Annotated in this window: 18 protein-coding genes; 10 read left to right on the forward strand and 8 right to left on the reverse strand. The window is 48.4% G+C overall.

The genetic code is table 11. The features are described 5' to 3' along the window. The first annotated feature begins 14 nt into the window (after positions 1–14). Entirely contained in the window at positions 15–572 is a 558-nt protein-coding gene (locus BC343_RS29215; RefSeq protein WP_162276971.1) for a GNAT family N-acetyltransferase, read from the forward strand. A gap of 171 nt (positions 573–743) precedes the next feature. Here BC343_RS29215 and BC343_RS29220 read toward each other — a convergent pair whose 3' ends face one another. Further along, positions 744–1763 (reverse strand): zinc-binding alcohol dehydrogenase family protein, encoded by a 1020-nt coding sequence (locus tag BC343_RS29220; RefSeq protein WP_078351366.1) that lies wholly within the window; start codon positions 1761–1763, stop codon positions 744–746. Positions 1764–1770: 7 nt separating this feature from the next. Then, a complete protein-coding gene (locus BC343_RS29225; protein WP_078351367.1) occupies positions 1771–4218 on the reverse strand; it encodes a glycoside hydrolase family 95 protein in 2448 nt (815 codons plus the stop codon). A 384-nt stretch (positions 4219–4602) separates the two neighbouring features. Between BC343_RS29225 and BC343_RS29230 the strand changes: the two genes are divergently transcribed. From BC343_RS29230 to BC343_RS29260, 7 genes are all read left to right on the forward strand, one after another. Further along, positions 4603–5244 carry a (2Fe-2S)-binding protein gene (locus tag BC343_RS29230; protein WP_078351368.1) on the forward strand — a complete coding sequence of 214 codons (642 nt, stop codon included), beginning with the start codon at positions 4603–4605 and terminating at the stop codon, positions 5242–5244. After that, the gene (locus BC343_RS29235; RefSeq protein ID WP_078351369.1) at positions 5241–6221 is read left to right on the forward strand and encodes an FAD binding domain-containing protein; all 981 of its coding nucleotides are present in this window, start codon (positions 5241–5243) and stop codon (positions 6219–6221) included. The genes BC343_RS29230 and BC343_RS29235 overlap by 4 nt, the downstream gene beginning before the upstream one ends. A 1-nt stretch (position 6222) precedes the next feature. Further along, positions 6223–8373 (forward strand): xanthine dehydrogenase family protein molybdopterin-binding subunit, encoded by a 2151-nt coding sequence (locus BC343_RS29240; RefSeq protein WP_078351630.1) that lies wholly within the window; start codon positions 6223–6225, stop codon positions 8371–8373. A gap of 4 nt (positions 8374–8377) precedes the next feature. After that, positions 8378–8962, forward strand: coding sequence for a nucleotidyltransferase family protein (locus BC343_RS29245; RefSeq protein WP_078351370.1), 585 nt, complete (start codon positions 8378–8380; stop codon positions 8960–8962). Positions 8963–9047: 85 nt separating this feature from the next. Continuing rightward, positions 9048–10205: a hypothetical protein gene (locus BC343_RS29250; protein ID WP_078351371.1), complete on the forward strand. Its 1158-nt coding sequence runs from the start codon at positions 9048–9050 to the stop codon at positions 10203–10205. 288 nt (positions 10206–10493) lie between these two features. Then, positions 10494–12230, forward strand: a complete 1737-nt coding sequence (locus tag BC343_RS29255) for a phospho-sugar mutase (RefSeq protein WP_078351372.1) — start codon at positions 10494–10496, stop codon at positions 12228–12230. Positions 12231–12357: 127 nt separating this feature from the next. Beyond that, positions 12358–12780 (forward strand): GCN5 family acetyltransferase, encoded by a 423-nt coding sequence (locus tag BC343_RS29260; RefSeq protein ID WP_078351373.1) that lies wholly within the window; start codon positions 12358–12360, stop codon positions 12778–12780. 171 nt (positions 12781–12951) lie between these two features. On the opposite strand, the gene BC343_RS29265 is transcribed toward BC343_RS29260, so the two are convergent. The 3 genes from BC343_RS29265 to BC343_RS29275 form a co-directional block, all read right to left on the reverse strand. Then, positions 12952–13560, reverse strand: a complete 609-nt coding sequence (locus BC343_RS29265) for a hypothetical protein (protein ID WP_078351374.1) — start codon at positions 13558–13560, stop codon at positions 12952–12954. A 283-nt stretch (positions 13561–13843) separates the two neighbouring features. Further along, positions 13844–14926, reverse strand: coding sequence for a lysylphosphatidylglycerol synthase transmembrane domain-containing protein (locus tag BC343_RS29270; protein WP_078351375.1), 1083 nt, complete (start codon positions 14924–14926; stop codon positions 13844–13846). 25 nt (positions 14927–14951) lie between these two features. Beyond that, on the reverse strand, positions 14952–16370 hold the full coding sequence (locus tag BC343_RS29275; protein WP_078351376.1) for an alkaline phosphatase family protein: 1419 nt from the start codon (positions 16368–16370) through the stop codon (positions 14952–14954). Positions 16371–16550: 180 nt separating this feature from the next. On the opposite strand from BC343_RS29275, the gene BC343_RS29280 reads away from it, so the two are divergent. Together BC343_RS29280 and BC343_RS29285 are read left to right on the forward strand one after the other, a co-directional pair. Then, the gene (locus BC343_RS29280) at positions 16551–17102 is read left to right on the forward strand and encodes a hypothetical protein (RefSeq protein WP_143822401.1); all 552 of its coding nucleotides are present in this window, start codon (positions 16551–16553) and stop codon (positions 17100–17102) included. Between the two features lie 100 nt (positions 17103–17202). After that, positions 17203–19380: a TonB-dependent receptor family protein gene (locus tag BC343_RS29285; RefSeq protein WP_078351378.1), complete on the forward strand. Its 2178-nt coding sequence runs from the start codon at positions 17203–17205 to the stop codon at positions 19378–19380. A 102-nt stretch (positions 19381–19482) separates the two neighbouring features. On the opposite strand, the gene BC343_RS29290 is transcribed toward BC343_RS29285, so the two are convergent. From BC343_RS29290 to BC343_RS29300, 3 genes are all read right to left on the reverse strand, one after another. Beyond that, on the reverse strand, positions 19483–19863 hold the full coding sequence (locus BC343_RS29290) for a response regulator (RefSeq protein ID WP_078351379.1): 381 nt from the start codon (positions 19861–19863) through the stop codon (positions 19483–19485). 110 nt (positions 19864–19973) lie between these two features. Then, a complete protein-coding gene (locus BC343_RS29295; protein ID WP_078351380.1) occupies positions 19974–20264 on the reverse strand; it encodes a putative quinol monooxygenase in 291 nt (96 codons plus the stop codon). Positions 20265–20424: 160 nt separating this feature from the next. Next, positions 20425–20922: a hypothetical protein gene (locus BC343_RS29300; RefSeq protein ID WP_078351381.1), complete on the reverse strand. Its 498-nt coding sequence runs from the start codon at positions 20920–20922 to the stop codon at positions 20425–20427. Between the last annotated feature and the right edge of the window lie 68 nt (positions 20923–20990).

Here is a 20990-nt window from a genome sequence, read left to right on the forward strand (position 1 = left end):
ATATATATTCACCCATGATTCGTCAAGCTATTCCCACTGATGCGCCCATCATAGCCCAACTTATTATGCTCGCCATGGGCGAGCCTCTCGCAGCTAAATTTGCCAATAACCCCGATCCGACTGTGGCCGAAGCATTGTTCGCCCGTTTTGCGGCGCTGAAGGGCAACCAGTATAGCTACGAAAACATTTTGCTTTACGAGGACGGAGGTGCTGTTTGCGGAATGATCATAGCCTACGATGGCGGAAAACTGGATGAATTGCGGTCGCCATTTTTGAACTACACGCGCAGCCAGTTAGACTTCACCGGTACACCCGAAGATGAAACCGGCCCCGGCGAATTTTATATCGATTGTCTGGCCGTGTTCCCGCAATACCAGGGCAAAGGCATCGCTAAAAGTTTGATAAAAGCGCTGTTCGAAAGGGCGACATCGCTTGGGCACCGTACGGTTGGGCTTTTAGTAAGCAAAGGGAACGAAAAGGCACGCATGCTTTATGAAGGGTTGGGCTTTGAAATTGTGGGCGAGCAAGGGTTGCTGGGTGGCGTGCATTATCATTTGCAACGTAAGGTTTAGTGGTTACTTGGTGGCTATTTAACCGCAAAGGCCGCAAAGATTTTCGCAAAGAGGCACAAAGTGTTTTGGTGGCTATTTATACACATAACTGATAATACGCTTTAAAACTTATAGCGCATTTGCAAGGCTTTGTGCTTTTTTCTCCGTGTCCTTTGTGGTAAAATTCACCGATCAAACTCCCAAACTCACCATCGCCTTGATCACCCCATTTTCCGGCTTCAGCCAGCTTGCAAAATTATCGGCTACTTCATCAAAATTTACTCGATGAGTGATATAGGTTTGCGGGCTTATCAAGCCCTGTTTCATTGAGGATATTACATGCTCAAAGTCAGCACGGGTGGCGTTGCGGCTACTCATGAGGGTACCCTCCCGTTTGTGGAACTCGGGGTGGCTTACCATAATTTCACCTTTTTGTAAACCTACCAGTACATACCTCGCACCATGTGCCATGTAGTAAAAAGAATTGTTGATGGCTTTTTGGTTGCCTGTGGCATCAATAACTACCGTGGGCATATCGCCACCCGTAATGGCGGCCAACTGTTCGGCAACATCATCATCTGTTGCGTTAATGGTGTATGGTACATGCAGCGTTTCGCAGCAAAATTTTAGGCGCTGGCGGTTCACATCCAGAGCAATAACCTGCCCGCCGGCAATGCGCGCAAGTTCCATAATGCCTAAACCAATGGGACCGGCACCTATTACCAATACAAATTCGCCATGCTGTACGCCTGCGCGGCGTACGCCATGGGCGCCAATGGCCAAAGGTTCTACAAGCGCCAGTTCATCAAGGCTGAGGCCGTTGCCGTGGATGAGCAGGTCGGCACGTACCTGCAAATATTCGCACATGCCGCCATCTGTGTGCACACCGCAAACCTGTAGCTGGGTGCAGCAGTTGGGTTTATAACTGCGGCAGGCAATGCAATGCCCGCAATTGTAGTAGGGTATAAAGGTAACGGTATCGCCAATTGCAAAACCCTCGGCACCACCAGTATCTATCAGTTCGCCCGAAAGTTCGTGCCCCAATATTCTGGGATAATTAAAAAAAGGCTGCGTTCCCTCAAAGGCGTGCAGATCGGTGCCGCAAATGCCAATGCGGCGTATGCGGATGATGGCGTAGCCCTCCTTCTGTTCGGGTGCGGGGGCATCGCCGTAGGCAAATTCGCCGGGCTGTGTGCAAGTTAATATCTTCATGCCCGTTTTAATTGCTGCTGAACAAGTAAGTTTTCCCCTTTACCGAATTGAAGGTTAGCAGATAGCTATCCCCGTCTTTCTTAGATTGCGCAGTGCTCCCCGCCAGTTTTATCGGCGAGTTGCTGCGCAGTTTGCATAGTCCGCCTGCCACTGCAGTTATGCTCGCCTTGCTTAGTTTGTGGCCAGCCCAATCTATATCTACGGTAAAATTACCGCGCGCTTTTAAGCCTTTTACAGAGCCGCTTTGCCAGGCATCGGGCAGGGCGGGTAACAGGTAAACGTCATCAGTTTGGCTTTGCAGCAGCATTTCGGCAATACCGGCGGCTGCGCCAAAGTTGCCATCTATCTGGAAGGGCGGGTGCGCATCGAACAGGTTAGCGTAGGTACCGCCGCCCTGGGCGTAGTTGGTGCCTTCTTCGCCGGTGAGGTGCAGCAGTCCGCGCAGTATCAGGTAAGCGTGGTTACCATCCAGCAATCGTGCCCAAAAGTTTATCTTCCAGGCCTTGCTCCAGCCGGTGCCTTCGTCGCCGCGTATCTCCAAGGTTTTGCGGGCGGCGGCGGCGAGTTCGGGCGTGGTAACGGGCGATATTTGCTCGCCCGGGTATAAGCCATACAGGTGCGACACGTGTCGGTGATGCGGGTCGGTTTCTTCCCAGTCTTTATACCACTCTACCAAATTGCCTTTTTTGCCAATATGGAAAGGAAGCAATTTTGCCTGCCGGGCTATCACGGTATCGCGCAGGGCTTTATCTACCCCTAATTTTTCGGATGCAGCAATGTAGTGTGCGAACAAATCGCGGATTATCGACATATCCATGGTGCTACCCAAGGCAATGGTTCCCTCCTTACCCTGCTCGTCTTTAAAAGCATTCTCGGGCGAGCCGCTTGGCGCGGTAACCCAATACCCATCTTTATCTTTCACCAGCCAGCCTAATGTAAAATCAACCGCGCCTTTCATCAGCGGGTAAGCTTTCTCTTTCAGGAAGGTTTCGTCTTTGGTGAACAGGTAATGATCCCACAGGTGCCGGCTTAGCCAGTCGCCGCCCATGGCCCAATTAGCCCACATGGGGTCGCCAAAGCCATCGCCAACAGGGTTGCTCATGGCCCATATATCGCTGTTATGGTGTACCACCCATCCGTTCAAATTATAAAACTCTTTGGCGGTATGCTTGCCGGTGGTGGCTAAATCGGCAGTGAGTTTCAGCAAGGGCTGATGCAGTTCGCTCAGGTTGGTGGTTTCTGCCGGCCAGTAATTCATTTGCGCGTTAATGTTGGTGGTATAATTCGAACTCCATGGCGGGCGCAATTCGTTATTCCATATCCCCTGCAGGTTTGCCGCCGTACCACCGGGGCGCGAACTGGAGATAAGCAGGTAACGCCCGAACTGGAAGAATAAGGTTTCCAACCCTGCATCCTTCTTGCCTTCGGTGTAAGCCAATAAACGCTTATCGGTAGGCAGGCCAACGGTATCTTTTCCGTTAATGTTGAGGCTAACGCGGTTAAAGTAGTTGTGGTAATCGGCGACATGGGCAGCCAACAACGCGGCATACGGTTTGGCTACCGCAGCGGCTAAATATTTCTGCGTGAGTGCCATCTCATCCTTACCCTCGGTTACAGGGCTTTTATCGAAGCCATTATAGCTGGTTGCGGCAGATATTACGATGGTTACCTCGCTGGCTTTTTTAATGCTAATGCCCGATGTATCGGCAGAAACCGAGCCGCCGGTATTGAGTACTTTAGTTACCCAGGCATAGCGCACGCCTTTGCTGAGCGAATCTTCGTAACGCATCGGGTCGCGTTTCAGGTCGAGGTAGCTGGGGTCAACGTGGGTGGGTGCCTGCCCTTTTATCAGGATGGCATTCGAGCCTAAAACCGACTTGCGGTTTTTAAGCGGCGTATTGGCCAAAACCTTCAGGCTAAGCGCACCGGGTTTGCTGGCTTTTATTTTTAAAACCATTACCTGCCCGGGAGCTGAGGAGAACATGCTGCGGGTGTAGGTAACGCCATTAACGGTAAAACGGGTGGTGGCTACTGCGTCGCTAATGTCTAGGTCGCGGTAGTAATTACCGGGTTTAGCATTACCAAAGTCCTGCTGAATACGCAGGTCGCCCAGCGGCAAATAGCCTTCCGAGTAATGCCCCTGCATTTTCTTGCTTATTTCTATCGCTTTTTGGTAATCGCCGGCAAAAATAGCTTCGCGCAATTGCGGCAGGTATTTTGGCGCGTCGGGGTTCATATCGCCCTTCACCGGCCCGCCCGACCATAAGCTGCTTTCGTTAAGCTGGATAAGTTCGTCGCCCACGTTACCAAATATCATGGCGCCCAAACGGCCGTTACCAATGGGCAGGGCCTGTGTCCACCGTTTGGCGGGTTGCTGATACCATAATTTAAGAGGCTGCTGGCAAAAGGCCGATACCGGCGCAGCCAAAAGCAGGGCAAAAAGTAACTTCTTCATAAGGTTAAAATTGGCAAATGCAATCGATTGAAACGAAAGCCTAAGTAACGTTTGTTTCTTGTGAAATCAAAGGGAATGGGGGAAAGAATTTTTGTGAGAGATAAGAATACCCGGCGAGTTAACTCACCCCGACGGTCCGCAATTCGCGGGCGTCGACCCTCTCTGCTTCGCCAAGAGGGTGAGCTGCACAAACCATACATCTATCTAAAACCCTCTTTACGAGGTAGAGAGGGTGGCCCAGCGATAGCGAAGGCCGGGTGAGTCGAATAGGGACGCAGACATTCCACAACGCCCCCTATTTAAAACATTTCCATACTACAACTTATTTCAACTATTAAGTTGTAAAAGCGTTACCTTGTTATTCGCTAATAAAAACCTACCGCTATGCCTGATAAAAAGCCTGTTACGCCAACCGGTGGCGAGGAGCCGAGCAATGCTACCCGTCGCGATTTTATCAAACAAACATCGCTGCTTACGGCGGTTGCCTTAACGCCCGGTACAGTGGTGGAAGCTGCCACCAACAACATGGACGAGCAGATAGCCGCCGCACTGGAAAAACTACCACTAAAAATGGAAGTGAACGGCACACCGCGAAGCCTATCTGTAGAGCCGCGTAGTACCCTGCTTGATATTTTGCGCGAACAGCTCGACCTTACCGGCACCAAAAAAGGCTGCGACCACGGGCAATGCGGTGCCTGCACCGTGCACGTAAACGGGCGCAGGGTAAACTCCTGCCTAACCCTCGGCGTAATGGTGAACGGCAAAAAAGTAACTACCATAGAAGGCTTAGCCAATGGCGAAGAACTACACCCAATGCAGGAGGCTTTCCTTAAGCACGATGGTTTCCAATGCGGGTATTGCACGCCGGGGCAAATTATGTCGGCAGTGGCGTGTATACGCGAGGGGCACGCCAATTCAGAAGCGGAAATTAGGGAATACATGAGCGGGAATATTTGCCGTTGCGGCGCTTACCCCAATATTGTGAACGCCATACAGGAAGTAAAAGCAGGAGGGCAAGCGGTATGAAGCAGTTTCAATACATCCACCCAACCAGCCAAACTGCCGTGCTGGATGCCATCAGCAAACCGGGCAGCAAAATAATAGCCGGCGGCACCAACCTGGTGGACCTGATGAAGAAAGGCGTTACCGCGCCTGATAAGCTTGTCGACATAAACAGCCTGCCGCTGAGCACGGTAAACACCGGCCCGGATGGCTTGCATATAGGCGCTTTAACGCTGAATAGCGTAGTGTCTGAAAATTCTTTGGTGCTGGATAAACACCCACTGCTTGCGATGGCTTTAAAGGCGGGCGCTTCGCCGCAGTTGCGCAATATGGCAACCGTAGGCGGCAACATGATGCAGCGCACCCGTTGCGCATATTTTTACGATACCGCCATGCCTTGCAATAAACGCACGCCCGGCAGCGGCTGCGGTGCCATGGGCGGCTATAACCGCATGCATGCTATTTTTGGTACAAGCACGCAATGTATAGCCGTACACCCGAGCGATATGTGCGTGGCCTTGGCAGCGCTTGATGCTACAGTAACCATTGCAGGCAAAAAAAGCAAAAGGCGCATACCCTTTACCGATTTCCACCGCCTGCCCGGCGAGCATCCCGAAATGGATAACCACCTTGCCCCCGGCGAACTTATATTGGGCGTAGACATCCCCGATAATAACTTCGCAAAAAACAGTTACTACCTGAAGGTGCGCGACCGGCAATCCTACGCCTTTGCCCTGGTTTCGGTAGCAGCGGGATTGGATATACAAAATGGCATCATTAAAAAGGCACGTTTAGCTATGGGCGGCGTGGCGCACAAGCCCTGGAGATTGTTCGAGGTCGAAAAGTCTTTAGAAGGCAAAACACCATCCGAAGATAATTTTAAAGCAGCGGCACAAATAGCTATGCAGGGCGCAAAGGCCCGCGAGTTTAATGCGTTTAAATTAAAACTTGCCCCGGCCACTATTGCCGAGACGCTAAAACATGCAGGAGGGCTGGTATAACATGGAAACGCTACTGAACAAACCCATCCCAACATCGGCAGACGGACTAAGCCGTGTAGACGGGCGCGCCAAAGTTACCGGCGCAGCCAAATACTCTGCCGAATATAACCAGCCTAATATGGCTTATGCCGTACTGGTTGGCAGTACTATTACTAAAGGCACCATCGCCACTATCGATACAAAAGCTGCTTTAAAAGCGCCGGGGGTATTGACCTTACTTACCTATTTAAATGCGCCAAAAGTACCTGGGCACGTGGCAACTAAACCACAGAAACCGGGTGCAAAAAGCGGTCCGCTAAAGATATTTTACGATAACAAAATATTATACAACGGGCATCCCATTGCCATGGTGGTTGCAGATACCTTCGAGCGGGCGCAATACGCAGCATCGTTGGTTAAAGCCACCTACAATAAACAGGCGCACGATACCAAACCACCAAAGGACCTGAGCCGGGGCGTTGGTGCATGGGACGGTAAAGACTTTACCCGCGGCACCGTAGATGCCTGGAAAACCGCCCCTGTAAAACTGGAGCAGGAATACACCCACCCCAGCGAGATACATAACCCCATGGAGCTGCATGCTATTATTGCCCGTTGGGATGCGCCCGATAAACTCACCGTTTGGGACAAAACCCAGGGCGTACGCGCCACACGCGGGGATATTGCGAAAGCGTTTAACCTAAAAGCCGAAAACGTTCAGGTGAACTCGCAGTTTGTGGGCGGTGCGTTTGGCAGCGCGCTACAGGTTTGGCCGCACGAGGTTGCCGCTATACTGGGCGCTAAGGTGGTGAAGCGCCCCGTTAAGCTGGTGCTCAGCCGGCCGGATATGTTTACTTCGGTTGGCTACCGCCCTTATACCTGGCAAAAAATTGGTATTGGTGCTACGGCAGACGGTAAGCTCGTCGGCATTACACACGAGGCCGTTGGCCAAACTTCCAGCTTCGAAGATTTTGCCGAAGGGCCTATCAATACCAGCAAAGGCCTATATGTTAGTCCGAATGTTACCACCCGTTATAAACTGCTTTCGCTGGATGTAAACACGCCTACATGGATGCGCGGGCCGGGCGAAGCTACTGGTGCTTTTGCACTGGAATCGGCACTGGACGAATTATCGTACGCCTTGAAGATGGACCCCATTGACTTGCGCATGAAGAATTATGCCAAAGTCGACCCGGATAACGGCAAAGAATACAGCAGTAAATATTTGGATGAGGCCTATGCTATGGGTGCCAAACAAATTGGTTGGGATAAGCGCAAGGCCGATGCGGGCAGCGTAATGGAAAACGGTTGGCTTGCCGGTTACGGTATGGCGGGCGGTATGTTTGGCGCTTACCGGGATAATACTGTGGCAAAAGCTATCATGAAAGCCGATGGTACCCTTACCGTACAAACTGCTGTAAGCGATATAGGTCCCGGCACCGGGACGGCCATGGTACTTATTGCCGCGAAAGTAATGGGAATTGACCCCGGTAAAATAAAATTTGATATGGGCGATTCGGCTTTGCCATTTGCGCCTATGCAGGGCGGTTCGGCAACTACATCGGCAGTGGGTTCGGCGGTGAATGATGCTTGTGTGGTGCTGAAAGAAAAATTCCAGAAACTGATGGGCAACGGCGGTACAGATAAGCCCGATTATGTGAAAATATTAAAAGATAATAACCTTACCGAATTGGAGACGGTAACACGGTCGCAACCGGGGCCCGATAATGAGAAGTACTCGATGCAATCGTGGTCGGTGCATTTTGTTAAGGTGTTGGTGCACCCGGCAACAGGTGTAGTAAAGATTGATAAGGTAGCTTGCGTTGCCGATTCGGGCAAGATCATCAGCCCCAAAACCGCGCGCAGCCAGGTAGTGGGCGGCGCTATTGGCGGCATAGGCATGGCGCTGATGGAGGAAGGCATTATAGACCACCGATACGGCCGCTATGTAAACAACAACTTTGGCGATTACCACGTACCCGTGAATGCCGACATCCCGCAGATAGATGCCCTGTTTATTGACAAACCCGACCCGTACATTAACCCTATAGGCGCCAAAGGCATGGGCGAAATTGCCCTGATAGGTATGGCTGCCGCAGTGGCCAATGCAGTATACAATGCCACCGGCAAGCGCGTGCGCGACCTGCCGATAACGCCCGACAAGCTAATATAAGGGCATGACGGGCATTATCATCCTCGCGGCCGGCTCGTCGAGCCGTTTGGGGCAACCCAAGCAAAACCTGCAGTATAAAGGCAAAACCTTATTGCAACATGCAGTTGACGAGGCGCTGGATTCAGGTTGTAGCCCCGTGATAGTGGTTTTAGGAGCAAATGCCGATAAGATAAAATTCGGCACAGATGGTGTTACTGTTTTGCACAACCCCGATTGGCAGGAAGGCATGGCATCATCCATCCGCCTTGGCGTAACCGAAATAATGAAGCACACTGTCGATAGCGTTATCGTTATGCTTTGCGACCAGCCTTTTGTGGATGGCAATTTGCTAAAGACTTTGAAGCTGCAATGGCAGGAAGTGGGTAAGCCGATAGTGGCGTGCAGTTATAAAGGTACGGTGGGTGTGCCGGTGCTGTTCGATAGCTCGCTGTTCCCGGAATTATTAAAATTACAAGGACAGGAAGGCGCGAAGAAAGTATTGTCCGCCTATGCAGATGAAATAGCGGAGGTTGAATTTGAAGAGGGAAGTACAGATATTGATACCGCGGAAAATTATCACGACCTAATTAGTCGTCTTAATGTAAATTAACGGCTACAACTGTTAAATAGGTGTTAAAACTTATTCATGTTTTAAGCTGTTTCCTTATCTTCATCAGGCATTTACTATAGAAGCTATGGAGGGACGTATTTTTTCTTCGCTTTTAAAAAACTTAATTATTACTGCGGTCTTGGGTGCATTTGCATTAAATACCCAAGCGCAGGTAATATCTGCCGTAAATTACAGCAAACCTGTAATTACCGATACCGCTACCTATCAGAAAGAAGCACCGGGCTATGTGGTGAACAACACTACAACAAAAGCCCTTGCTCTTAAAGATGCCTCCCTCCAGCAGGAACTGCAACTATCCATCAGCAAACCAGCCGAGCGCCGTTTATTGATGGAGCATTTGCGCGAGATAAACCCATCAGACGGTACCGAGGCTAACCAAACGCATAAGAAGTTTTTATATAACCTTGCGGGAGCATTTGCCAGGCTAAAGATGTATTCGCTGGCCATGAAGTGCTTCTTTAAATCGATGCAGTACGATAAGAAGAGTTTACCTGCTGACACTCTTGCAAACGGGTACAACGCTCAAGCCGACACATTGGATATCGATGAACCCGATGAACGCTACCTTGATTTTAATGACAAGGACGATACCCTACTGAACGACAACCCAGCCCTGCTGGTATCGCCAACGGCCAAAGAGCCGCGCAGCCCAAAAGTAAGCTATACCCAAATTGCCGATGCCTTTAACGATGGTAAAAAAGCCGCCGCCTATGCCATGCTTATCCATGTAAAACAACCCGTATCGGGCAAAAACAAGGTTTACCATTTTACCAACTCGGGGCATACATTTATTACGCTTATTAAATATAACTCCGATTCTACCTACGTTTCGCTTTCTTTTGGTTTTTATCCCAATAAACAGCACCCTTTTGCGGGCACGCCACTGTTCCCCTCATCTCACTCCACCTTCCGCGACGACGGGCAGCATAAATGGGACGAGGTGGCCGGCAAATTCATCAGCAAACGCCGCTTTCAACGCATACTGGCCCTTACCAAAAACTACAACGGCATAAAATACCACCTCAGCAAAAACAACTGTACCGATTTTAGCCTGAATGCCGCCCTGCTGGCCGGCCTCAGCATCGACGAAACCACCGGCAGTTGGCCGCTTGGCCATGGCAACAACCCCGGCATTACCGGGCAAAGCATGCTCCACGGCAAAATAAAAGATGGCGGCAAAGCGGTGCTGGATGAAGTTTTTGTGGATGATATGGTGGAGTAGATAAAACTCCTAACAATTTGCCAGTCCTTCGGGAGACGTAAAGTATTGCGTCTCTACCATAAAAAACTCAGCGAACCTCTGTTTAAAACTCTGCGCCCTCTGCGGTTAAATAGCCACTAAAAAAACAGAATAAATCCCCTCTCCAGCTAAACAAAAAGCCCCCTTTGTTGCTTGTATTAAACCAATGTTATTATTCTTTGATAGAATATACCGCAGCATACTTAAAATTCATTTTTATTGTCATATTTGGATGAAGAATCCTATTAACCGAAATTTACATATACTACTATGCAGGAATTAGATCCTACCATCCTTCAAAAAGCGCAATCATGGCTCGAAGGGAATTATGATGCCGATGTAAAGGCACAGATCCAAAAAATGATAGACGATAAAGCGTATACGGAACTCACCGATTCGTTTTACCGCGACCTTGAGTTTGGTACGGGTGGCCTGCGCGGTATTATGGGGCCGGGCAGCAACCGCATCAACAAATACACTATAGGTTCGGCCACCCAGGGTTTAGCTAATTACTTAAAGAAAACCTACCCCGGCGAGAAGATCAGTGTGGCTATCGCACACGATAGCCGCAACAACGCCGACCTGTTCTCGAAGATCACTGCCGACGTTTTTTCGGCGAATGATATACATGTTTACTTCTTCAATGCGCTGCGCCCTACGCCCGAGCTTTCGTACGCCGTGCGCCACTTCGGTTGCAAAAGCGGTGTAATGCTTACTGCATCGCACAACCCTAAAGAATATAACGGTTACAAAGCTTATGGCGATGATGGCGGACAATTTGTTGCCCCGCATGATGCTGCCGTAATGGAGGAAGTTGCCAAAATAAAAAGCATCGACGAAGTAAAATTCGATCGCGTAGAAGCGAATATACAGGAGATAGGCGAAGATGTAGATGCACTTTACCTGGCAGATATTGCTACCCTTACCGTTTCGCCGGATGCCATTAAGCGCCAAAAGGACCTGAAAGTTGTTTACTCGCCTATCCACGGTACAGGTATCACTTTAGTGCCAAAAGCGCTGGAGCTTTTCGGTTTCGAGAACGTGATATTAGTTGACGAGCAAACCACGCCTGACGGTAACTTCCCAACTGTAGTTTACCCTAACCCGGAGGAGAAAGAGGCACTTACTCTTGCGCTTAAAAAAGCACAGGAAACTGATGCCGACCTGGTACTGGCTACCGACCCTGATGCCGACCGCGTAGGTATTGCCGTTAAAAACACCGACGGCGAGTTTGTATTGCTTAACGGTAACCAAACCGGTACTATGCTGATACATTACCTGCTTAGCGCATGGGAAGAAAAAGGCAAACTAACCGGCAAAGAGTACATTGTAAAAACCATTGTTACTACCTACCTCATCGACCGTATGGCCGAAGCCAAAAACGTAACCTGCTACAACACGCTTACCGGCTTTAAATACATTGGCGAACTGATGACCAAATTTGAAGGCCAGCAAACCTTCATAGGTGGTGGCGAAGAAAGCTACGGTTATTTAATTGGCGATTTTGTGCGCGATAAAGATGCCGTTGTTTCGAGCGCATTCATCGCCGAAATGACCGCCTACTACAAAGATAAAGGCAGCAGCCTGTTCGAGGCCCTGCTGGATACTTATGTGGAGTACGGCTTCTTTAAAGAAAAACTGATATCGCTTACCAAAAAAGGCAAAACCGGGGCGGAAGAAATTGTTGCCATGATGGAGAAATTCCGCAACAACCCGCCTGCCGAACTGGGCGGCTCGAAAGTAAAAACGCTGAAAGATTACGAAAAACGCGTGGAGACAGACTTAGCCAGCGGCACGGTTACCCCTATTGAGTTGCCAACCTCAGATGTATTGCAGTTCATCACCGAAGATGGAAGCATCATTTCAGCACGTCCATCGGGTACCGAGCCTAAGATCAAATTCTATTGCAGTGTAAACGGCAAACTCGAGAGCAAAGAAGCTTACGCCGAAACCGAAAAGCAATTAGAAGCGAAGATAGATACGATAATGAAGGATTTGGGTGTGTAAATACACTCGAATAGTTTCGAATTGAGTGAACACTAATTTCTTCGAATTAAATCGAATTTCACGAATTAAATTAAAAGGCTGCTTGTTTAAGGCAGCCTTTTTAAGTTCTGCAATTTAATTTAGTTCTATGTCAAAATATCCTCAAGTAAAAGATATTGATCTGGTAGGCACATACCCCGCTCTTGTTAAGTCGGGCGGTGGTTATGTTTGGGATGATGTGTTGGAATACCGTGTTTGGTGCCATCCTGAAAATGGCGCACCTGATATTGAGGAAGGAGACGACTATTATTATGTTTTTGATAACTACGAAGATGCACTTGAATTTACGGAGAATAATGCGGGAACCGAAGAGCCACTGGCTTTGATATTGCAGGAAGAATACATAAGCGAACCGGAACCCGGAGAATATATTCATGTAAAAGAGCAGCGGCTAACAGAGTGGCCGGTCGAGTTCCTAAACCGCCCTAAAAGAACGGCCAATACTATCCTGAATTTCTTTGCCCCCGACGCACCAGCCAACAGGTTGGATATTCTTAGAGGGCTTGCTTGATAAATTACTCCTCCACTGGTCGAAGTTTATAACTTCGACCTAAAATTGGTTAAGCTTCCAGCTTAACTGAAATTAAATTCAACGTTCCGAATAGCAACCCGGAAGCTGGAAGCTTCCTAAGTTTTAGGTCGAAGTTACGCTGCGCTAAACTTCGACCAGGGTAAATTTCCCTTATTGCTTATTCATTTCCTCGATCCACTTCGCCACTTCTTCGCGGGCTGCGGCAATAACCGGTCGCCCGGCACGGTAGTACATTTTCCATTGGTCGGGTTTGCGGCGGTATTCTTCGTCAATAAATTCGCCGTTGGCGGTTTTGGCACTGAAGTTTACATCGGCTGTAGTTTCCATAAACTCTTCCAATCGTTTTTTGACCATCTCCTGCGGGTCGGCGGGGTAGCTTTGCTCACCGTTGTTGCCGCCGTTTATTACTTTGTCTTTAGCCTTGTTCAGCAAGCCGGATACGCTGGGCATACCAAAACGTTTCACCTTTCCATAAAGCTGTTTATTGCGGAACTTTTTGTAGTCGCTTGCAAAATCGTCGCTTTGGGTGTAGGCCTTGGCTAATTGTACCAGTTCGCGGGTGCAGACCACGCGCACATCAACGGGCAGGCTTCGCGCCTTATCTACCAGGTCGGTTTTAAAAGAGATGGCGGGCCTTTTCACTGCCTCTAACATATATTCGTTGGCTTCCTTGCTATCGATGTTTAGTTGGGTAAGGGCATCGGCTGTAAATGCCAGCAGGCCAATGGCCGCGGCAACAATAATAAGTTTGAATTTCATGATGATAAATTGTGTAACGGTTCAAGCAATATTGCTCAGGTTACACAGACGGGGGAGGCTGTGGGAATGTTACAGGAAGAGGATTTTTTTAACGGGATGATAGCCAGCGTGGACGCCGGCAAACATCCTCCGCTGGTCGAAGTTTATAACTTCGACCTAAAATTGGTTAAGCTTTCAGCTTAACAATATGAAATGCAATGTTTCCAATGGCAACCCGGAAGCTGGAAGCTTCCTAAGTTTTAGGTCGAAGTTACGCTGCGCTAAACTTCGACCAGGGTAAATATTACCCCTTCTTCAGCGTATGCTTCCGCAACAAACTTATCACCACATAAGCCCCAACCATAGCCGGGAAAAACAGCAGGAATGAACGCTGCAGCAAAGTAAATATCGACAACAGTGTTTTAGGTATAATAGTGCCGAACAGGTTAGATATCAGCACTTCGGCAAAGCCACTGCCACCCGGGCTGGGTGCAAAGTATATACCGAACTGGATAATTACCTGGAAAGCGATAACCTGCACCAAATTGGCATGTACGCCAAGCCCCATCAGTATAACCCATTGCAGGCAGTATTTATTTACATAAAGCACTGTTGTTATGAGCAAACTCAATGGGAACAAGAACGGGTTTTGGCGGATAATAACGCTGCAGGTTTGCTGGTATTTGCTAATGTTAGTGAAGGAATTATCAGCCCACTTCGTAAATTTCTCTTTCCGTTTGGGGAAGACGGCGGACAAGCCCTTCGCTATTTGTTTAATGATAGCCCCTATCCAAAGCGGTTTCCAGAATGCCAGTATAAATGCTGCTAAAAACAGCAGAAAGAAAGTAAAACCAAACTTCAGCATCTGCGGAACGAAGGAGTTTACCGAACTGGTATCCATCAACATAATAGCTACAAAGCCGGCCAAGGGCATAAATATCAGTGTAGCACCCATGTTGATGAGGCTGATAGCGAAGGCATCAATAAACTTTACGCCATTGCTGGTATACACAAATATTTGTGCCGGGCCTGCACCGCCATGTGCCGGTGTTACCGCCCCCATAAACATATTGGCGACGTTTGCCCTGAAGCTAACCCAATGCGATACGCCGGGTGCCAGTTTGCGCACATAAATATGGTTACGCCAACTGCCCAGCATCAGATCCACAAAAAGCATTACAAAACAAATAGCAATGTACTTGTAAGAGATATGCTGAAGCGCCGTTACGGTATCGCCGGTATTGTTGTAAAAGAAGATACCGGCAATGGTAGCAACGGTGATCAGCGCGAACCATAAGGCTCCTTTAATGATCACATTTTTGTTGAATACCTTATTTACTTCCTGCTTCTCGGCATTTGTGGCTTCCTGTTCGGTCACTTCGGTCATTTACTAATGTTTAGGTTTAAATATATTAAAATAAAGGCTCGCCTTCTGATTTTTCGGGCGTTATGCCTTTCCATTTCAGTATACTGTCGAATAAGTCGGCAGTGCGGGCGGGCTTGGTGTCCCAACCTTTTTGGTTGTATATCATGGGCACGTGTATGTGCTGGCGGTGCAATGAACCATGCGAACCTACGTGCTCGGGGTATTCCCAGAAATCGCGCAGATCGTAGCCCACGGTGGCGCTTATTACAATATCCCCCGCCCTGCGGCTGCGGAACAATTGATATATCTGGAAAACCGCATCCGGGTAATCGGTTTCGAAGGTAGCCTCCAAAATAGCACGGTGGCCTGTTGCTTCTATCTTACCGCCATATTTCAAAACATCGGCAGTGAGCGGTTCATAACTGAACACATCACCTTTCACGGCAATTTTTGCTTTACCCGCGCTGTTGTGCACAATATATGTTTGCTCCTCATCGCCGCGGTAAATAGCAAAGTCAACAGCATCTTCCTTAATGAGTTTCTCCAAACGCTCGGCACCCATTATGTTTACTATCTCAGTTTCGCGCAGCACATGGTCGCCTTCGTGGTTAAGCAGGTGGATACTACCGAATGAGTTACCCGATATCATCACCGCCGATTTTGGGTTTTGTTTCCAGATCACCGGGTAGTAAACAGATTTCAGCCCGTTGTTGGTCATCCAGTCGCCCAGGTCGAGGTGTTGGGTGGTTGGGGTAAGCCCATGGTCAGATGTCATCACAAATAGGGTATCGTCCCACCAACCCTTGCTTTCCAGCTTGGCACGAACGGTGCCTAAGCTGCGATCAACAATTTTATAAGCTTCTATCGTGCGCTCGTCGCGGATGTGGTGGTAATGCGAATCCCAATCTACACTTGGGAATACCGCGAACAGGAAATCAAAATCTTTACCCGATTCCAGCATCTCCATAATACGGGCATGCCCCTGAAGGTCTACCGGGTGGTGTATTTGTTTAAAATGCGCTTTAGTGTACAGCCAGCCTTTTCCTTTTTTGCCCAGGTCGTACTCATCAGGCACATTGCGGGTAATCATGTTGTACATATTGTACGATTCGCCCATCAGTTCGAACAACGTTGGCTTATCCGGGTGCATATCGGTATTGAACCAAGCTGCCTCGGGGCCGCAATAGCTGCGCATGGCATTCTTATTCCAGCGGGTGCGTTTAAATTCTTTTTTATCGAACCAGCGTATACCGGTAATATCTTGCGTGCCGGGGAAATGGCCTGTTAAAAATGGCAGGTAGGCCGGGCCGGTGGTAGAAGGGAAACAAGTGGTAGCCTTGCGATAGGTACCCTCATCAATTATCCGTTTAATATTGGGGAGCAGGCCTTGTTCTATCAGTTCGGGCAGTACTTCACTATGGGCGCCGTCAACCAAATAAAACAGCACACGCTTTTTGCTTTGCATCAGTAAAAATTAATATAGCTAATATCAATAAGCTGACCAATTTTAGTTTTCAGTCAGTTTTGCGCAAAGGTAAATTAATTTAACAAGAGTAAAACGCCCGATTAACATTGTAACCATAAAATGACCATTGAATTTTGTTAAATTTTAGTTAAACTTGCCCTTGAATAGCCCCATTGTTAATTGAAAAGGATATTTGTGATAGTGATGTTGAGCATTCACCTGTTTAATGCAGGCGGATATTTGCTGCTGCAACAATACCAGGAATACCTTACCGACAGGCGGATGAACGAACTCATCAGCCAAAACCTTTACAACCCCAATACGCTGATAGAGGTTAAAGTAGCCCAGCACCTCCCCGGTATTACCGAAACCTGGGGCGACTACAAAAACATCGATGGGCAGGTACAGCTCAAAAACAATTGCTACAATTACGTAAGGCTAAAGGTAACGCGCGACACGCTTTACCTGATGGTGATCCCCAACTACGAGAAAACACACCTGATAAAAAAGAACATCATTTACGCTAAACAGATAAACGATATTCCGCAAGGTGACAAAAACCAAGCTGCCGCTAAAAAAGCAAGCAGCACACTAAAGTATAGTGCGCCGGTAATTGCTTATCAGTTTGCGCAATTCGAAGATATTGCTCCATTGATAGTTAAACCGCTACAAACCGGTTTACCCACCCCCACCATTGCCATTGGAGGCCAGCCTCCCGAAATTTTAGGTTAAGCCCGAAAACATGCAGCTTTATTATTGATTACCACCTGCGCACAAGGATGCGACGGGGCGCTGCTATTTTTTTATTACCCTAAAATTTAACGAAATACACATGAAACATTTTTATAAAATGTTGCTGGCTGCATTATTTGTTGGCGGCGCAGCACAGGCACAAACCATTAAGAAAGACACCGTACAGCTCGATAGCGTTATTATAAAAGAGGCCCGCAGCAAACACCTGCCCGACCAAAGCGGTACCTACCTTTTCGCCGGTAAAAAAACCAACGTAATTTATGCTGACCCGGGCAAGGCAAATTTATCTGGTAACGTGGGGCGCACCTTATTTGCGCTGGTGCCCGGCGTAAACGTTTGGGAAATGGATGGCGCAGGCTTACAAATAAACATTGGGACCCGGGGCACGGATATGCACCGCTCAATAGAAACCAACATGCGCCAGAACGGCTATAACACCAACTCGGATGTATTCGGCTATCCCGAAAACCATTACAATACGCCTTTCCAGGCCATTGGCGAGGTGCAATATGTGCGAGGCTCCGCGGCCCTGCAATTTGGCGACCAATTTGGCGGTATGGTAAACTTTAAAATAAAAGACCCCGATACCACTAAAGCGTTCGGCTTAGAAAGCGAGCAAACCGCAGGCAGCAACCGCTTCTTTAATACCTACAATGCCATTGGTGGGAAGGTTGGTAAAATAAGCTACTACGCTTATTTTGATGCACGCAGCGGCAACGGCTGGCGCCCCGATGCAGCGTTTAATTACCATGCTTACTATGCCAACATCAAATACCAGTTCAACAGCAAGGGGAGTATTTCGTTCCAGTTCTCACGGTCGGATTATGTGCAGCAAATTGCCGGTGGTTTAACTGATGCACAGTTTGAGGCCAACAGCCGCCAAAGCACCCGTTTCCGTAATTTCTTTAACCCGGTTATTAATATCCCGGCATTGATATTCAATTACAATTTCAGCAAAAACACCAGGCTCGAGGTTACCAGCCACCTACTGCGCGGCCAGCGTAATAGCGTGCAGTTTATTGCAGCATCAAACGTAAAAGACACGGTAAACAAAACCCTGTTAACCTACAACCCGCGCCAGGTAGACCGCGATTACTACGACAGCTTTACTACCGAAGCTCGCTTGCGCAGCGATTACTCTCTCGACGGCAAGCTGAAAAGCAGCCTGAGCGCCGGCCTGCGCTACTCTAACAGCCAAACCAACCGCCGCCAAAAAGGTGTAGGCACAACCGGCACCGATTTCGATCTGGGTTTAGTGAAAGATTACGGTATTGACATTTATGCCCAAACCCGCAATTACGCTCTTTTTGCCGAGAACCTGTTCCGTATAACCAGCAAACTATCATTCACGCCGGGTGCGCGTATGGAGTTCATCAATTCATCGCTAACCGGTGCGGTAAACAATCGTACACTGGATCTCAATTACCACAAGCAACGCAATTACCCGTTATTCGGTGCAGGGCTGCAATACCAGGCAACTAATACTACCCAATTTTACGGTAATATTTCGCAGGCATACCGCCCATACCTGTACGCGGCCGTTACCCCTGCGGACCAGCTAACACAGGTTGATGCCAATATGAAAGATAGCCGTGGCTACGATATCGACCTTGGGTACCGCGGCCGCATCAAACAAGTTTTCAGCTTTGATGTGAACGCCTTTTACGTACGTTATAACGACCGCGCAGGTACCCTAACCGTGCAGGATGCGGGTGGCACAAACCACCTGTACTTAACCAACGTAGGCGATGCTGTTGCTAAAGGTATCGAAGCTTACACCGAAGTATCGCTATTACGCAGCCTCGACCCGCAGGCAGGCGGCGACCTGAAACTGTTTAACACCCTTGCCTATACCCATGGCAGGTATGTAGCCGGCGCCATAAACCTATCGGGCGTAAACAAAAGCCTGGTAGGTAACCAAATTGAAGGCACCCCTACCTGGACCAACCGCACTGGCTTAACCTACATTAGTGGAGCTGTAACCAGCACTATGTTATTCAGCTACGTAGGCAAAAACTATAGCGATGCCAACAACACCCTATCGAACCCAACAGGGGCTACAGGTATTGTTCCGGCGTATAAATTGCTGGACTTTGCATTTAACTACCGCTTTCTGCAGAAATACCACGTTAACTTTAACTTAAATAACGTAGGTAATGTAAAATACTTTACCCGCCGTATAAACATGTACCCCGGCCCCGGCATCCTCCCCGGCGACGGAAGAAGTTTTGTGATTGGGTTTGGGGTGAAGCTTTAGCCCCCTAGCCCCCTGAAGGGGGAGTAGAATTTAAAGAAAGAGGCCCGATTCGGTTAACCGAATCGGGCCTCTTTCTTTATGAGTATTTCAAAAGCTCCCCCTTCAGGGGGTTGGGGGGCCAGTAAACTTCTTTACCACCGCTTCCAGATCCGCTATATCGAAAGGCTTTTTAAGGTAGCCATCGGCCAGGCCATTCTCGGCAATTTCTTTAATGTTACTTACTGCCGATACTATTACCACCGGGATGTGGCTGGTTTCGGGATCGGATTTTAGGCCTTTGCTTAGTTGTTGGCCGTTGGCATCGCTGCTCCAATCGGTAAGCCAGTTATCAAGCAGTATAATATCGGGCGATATATCGCTTAGCCGTTTTAGTACCCGGGCCGTTTCGGATGACACCACCTCGTATCCCGCATCCTCCAAAGCATAAGTCATTGTATCTCTTATATCTTTATCATCCTCAATCACTAAAACCTTTTTGGCCATAACAATATTCCTATAAGTTGTTTTGATTTTAAACCGTGAAATTAGCCGCTGCTATATATTTTTAACACTAAGCCCTGCGTTTTGTTTATCACCCAACAGCAAAAAATGCCTTAAAACAAGCGGTTAAGCACTTTTACGCGCGCGGGCTTCACCAACAGCGCCGGCGATATATGCACAAAGTACTTGTAATGGGGCGTTGCCATATGGCGCGATAATGCTTCTTCGCTGGCCCACTCCTCCTCTATCACGTACCGCTCCGGTTTATTTTTATCCTGGTAAAGTTGATAGGCAAGGCAGCCATCCTCTTTCATTGATGCGGTGATCAATCTCTTCAATTCGGTATCAAACGCGCTTTCTGCATCTCTTTTACAATGCATAGCGTGCAACAAACTGATGCTCATAACAAAGTGTTTTATGGTTTAACAGCTAAACCAATAAAACCGCGGCTTTGTTTATAAGCGGAATGTAAAAACGATTCTTCTGAACCATGATTCGCATGATTGGAGGATTATCCGATAAATGGGGGAAAGTTTAGCACTGGCTAAACTTTTGGTGTAGCTGTTATAGGGTTACACTCGGTAATTCAAAAACCTGCGAGATATGTTTGGCAAAGTCGATGTCGTAAATACGGGGGAGTGCCGAATTTTGGCGGGAGAGTGCACTGCCTGCCAACGGTTGCAGCAAGCCTGTTTTACCCGCCAGGTAATAGTTAAGCAAATTATCCAGCCCGATGAAAGCCTTTGTTTTCTCGGCTTGTTTTATAACGTTGTACTTGTTCGGGCTCTCGTTCAGGAAGAAATAACGCTGTGCGCTGGCCTTATCGTAAACAATGGCGGCGAAATCGCGCGTGCCGGTAGTATCGCCGTGCTCCACACTTTTATAAACAATAATAAACGATTGGCGGGCAGAATCAGGCGGTAGCATGTTCAGCATTTTCTGTAACGGCACTTTTTGCTGTTTGCTTAAATTGGCAATAGGCAATTGCGTACCACAGGCCAATAACAACCCGGCCACGCAGGCAAGCAGTATAAAAGTTTTAAAATTGCCTAACAGCTTCATGGTGATAAAGATATTGATACCACCGTACAAAACAATACCCTCTATTGGGTATAAACAGCATTACGAGT

The organism is Mucilaginibacter pedocola, assembly GCF_002013915.1.
Taxonomy (GTDB): domain Bacteria; phylum Bacteroidota; class Bacteroidia; order Sphingobacteriales; family Sphingobacteriaceae; genus Mucilaginibacter; species Mucilaginibacter pedocola.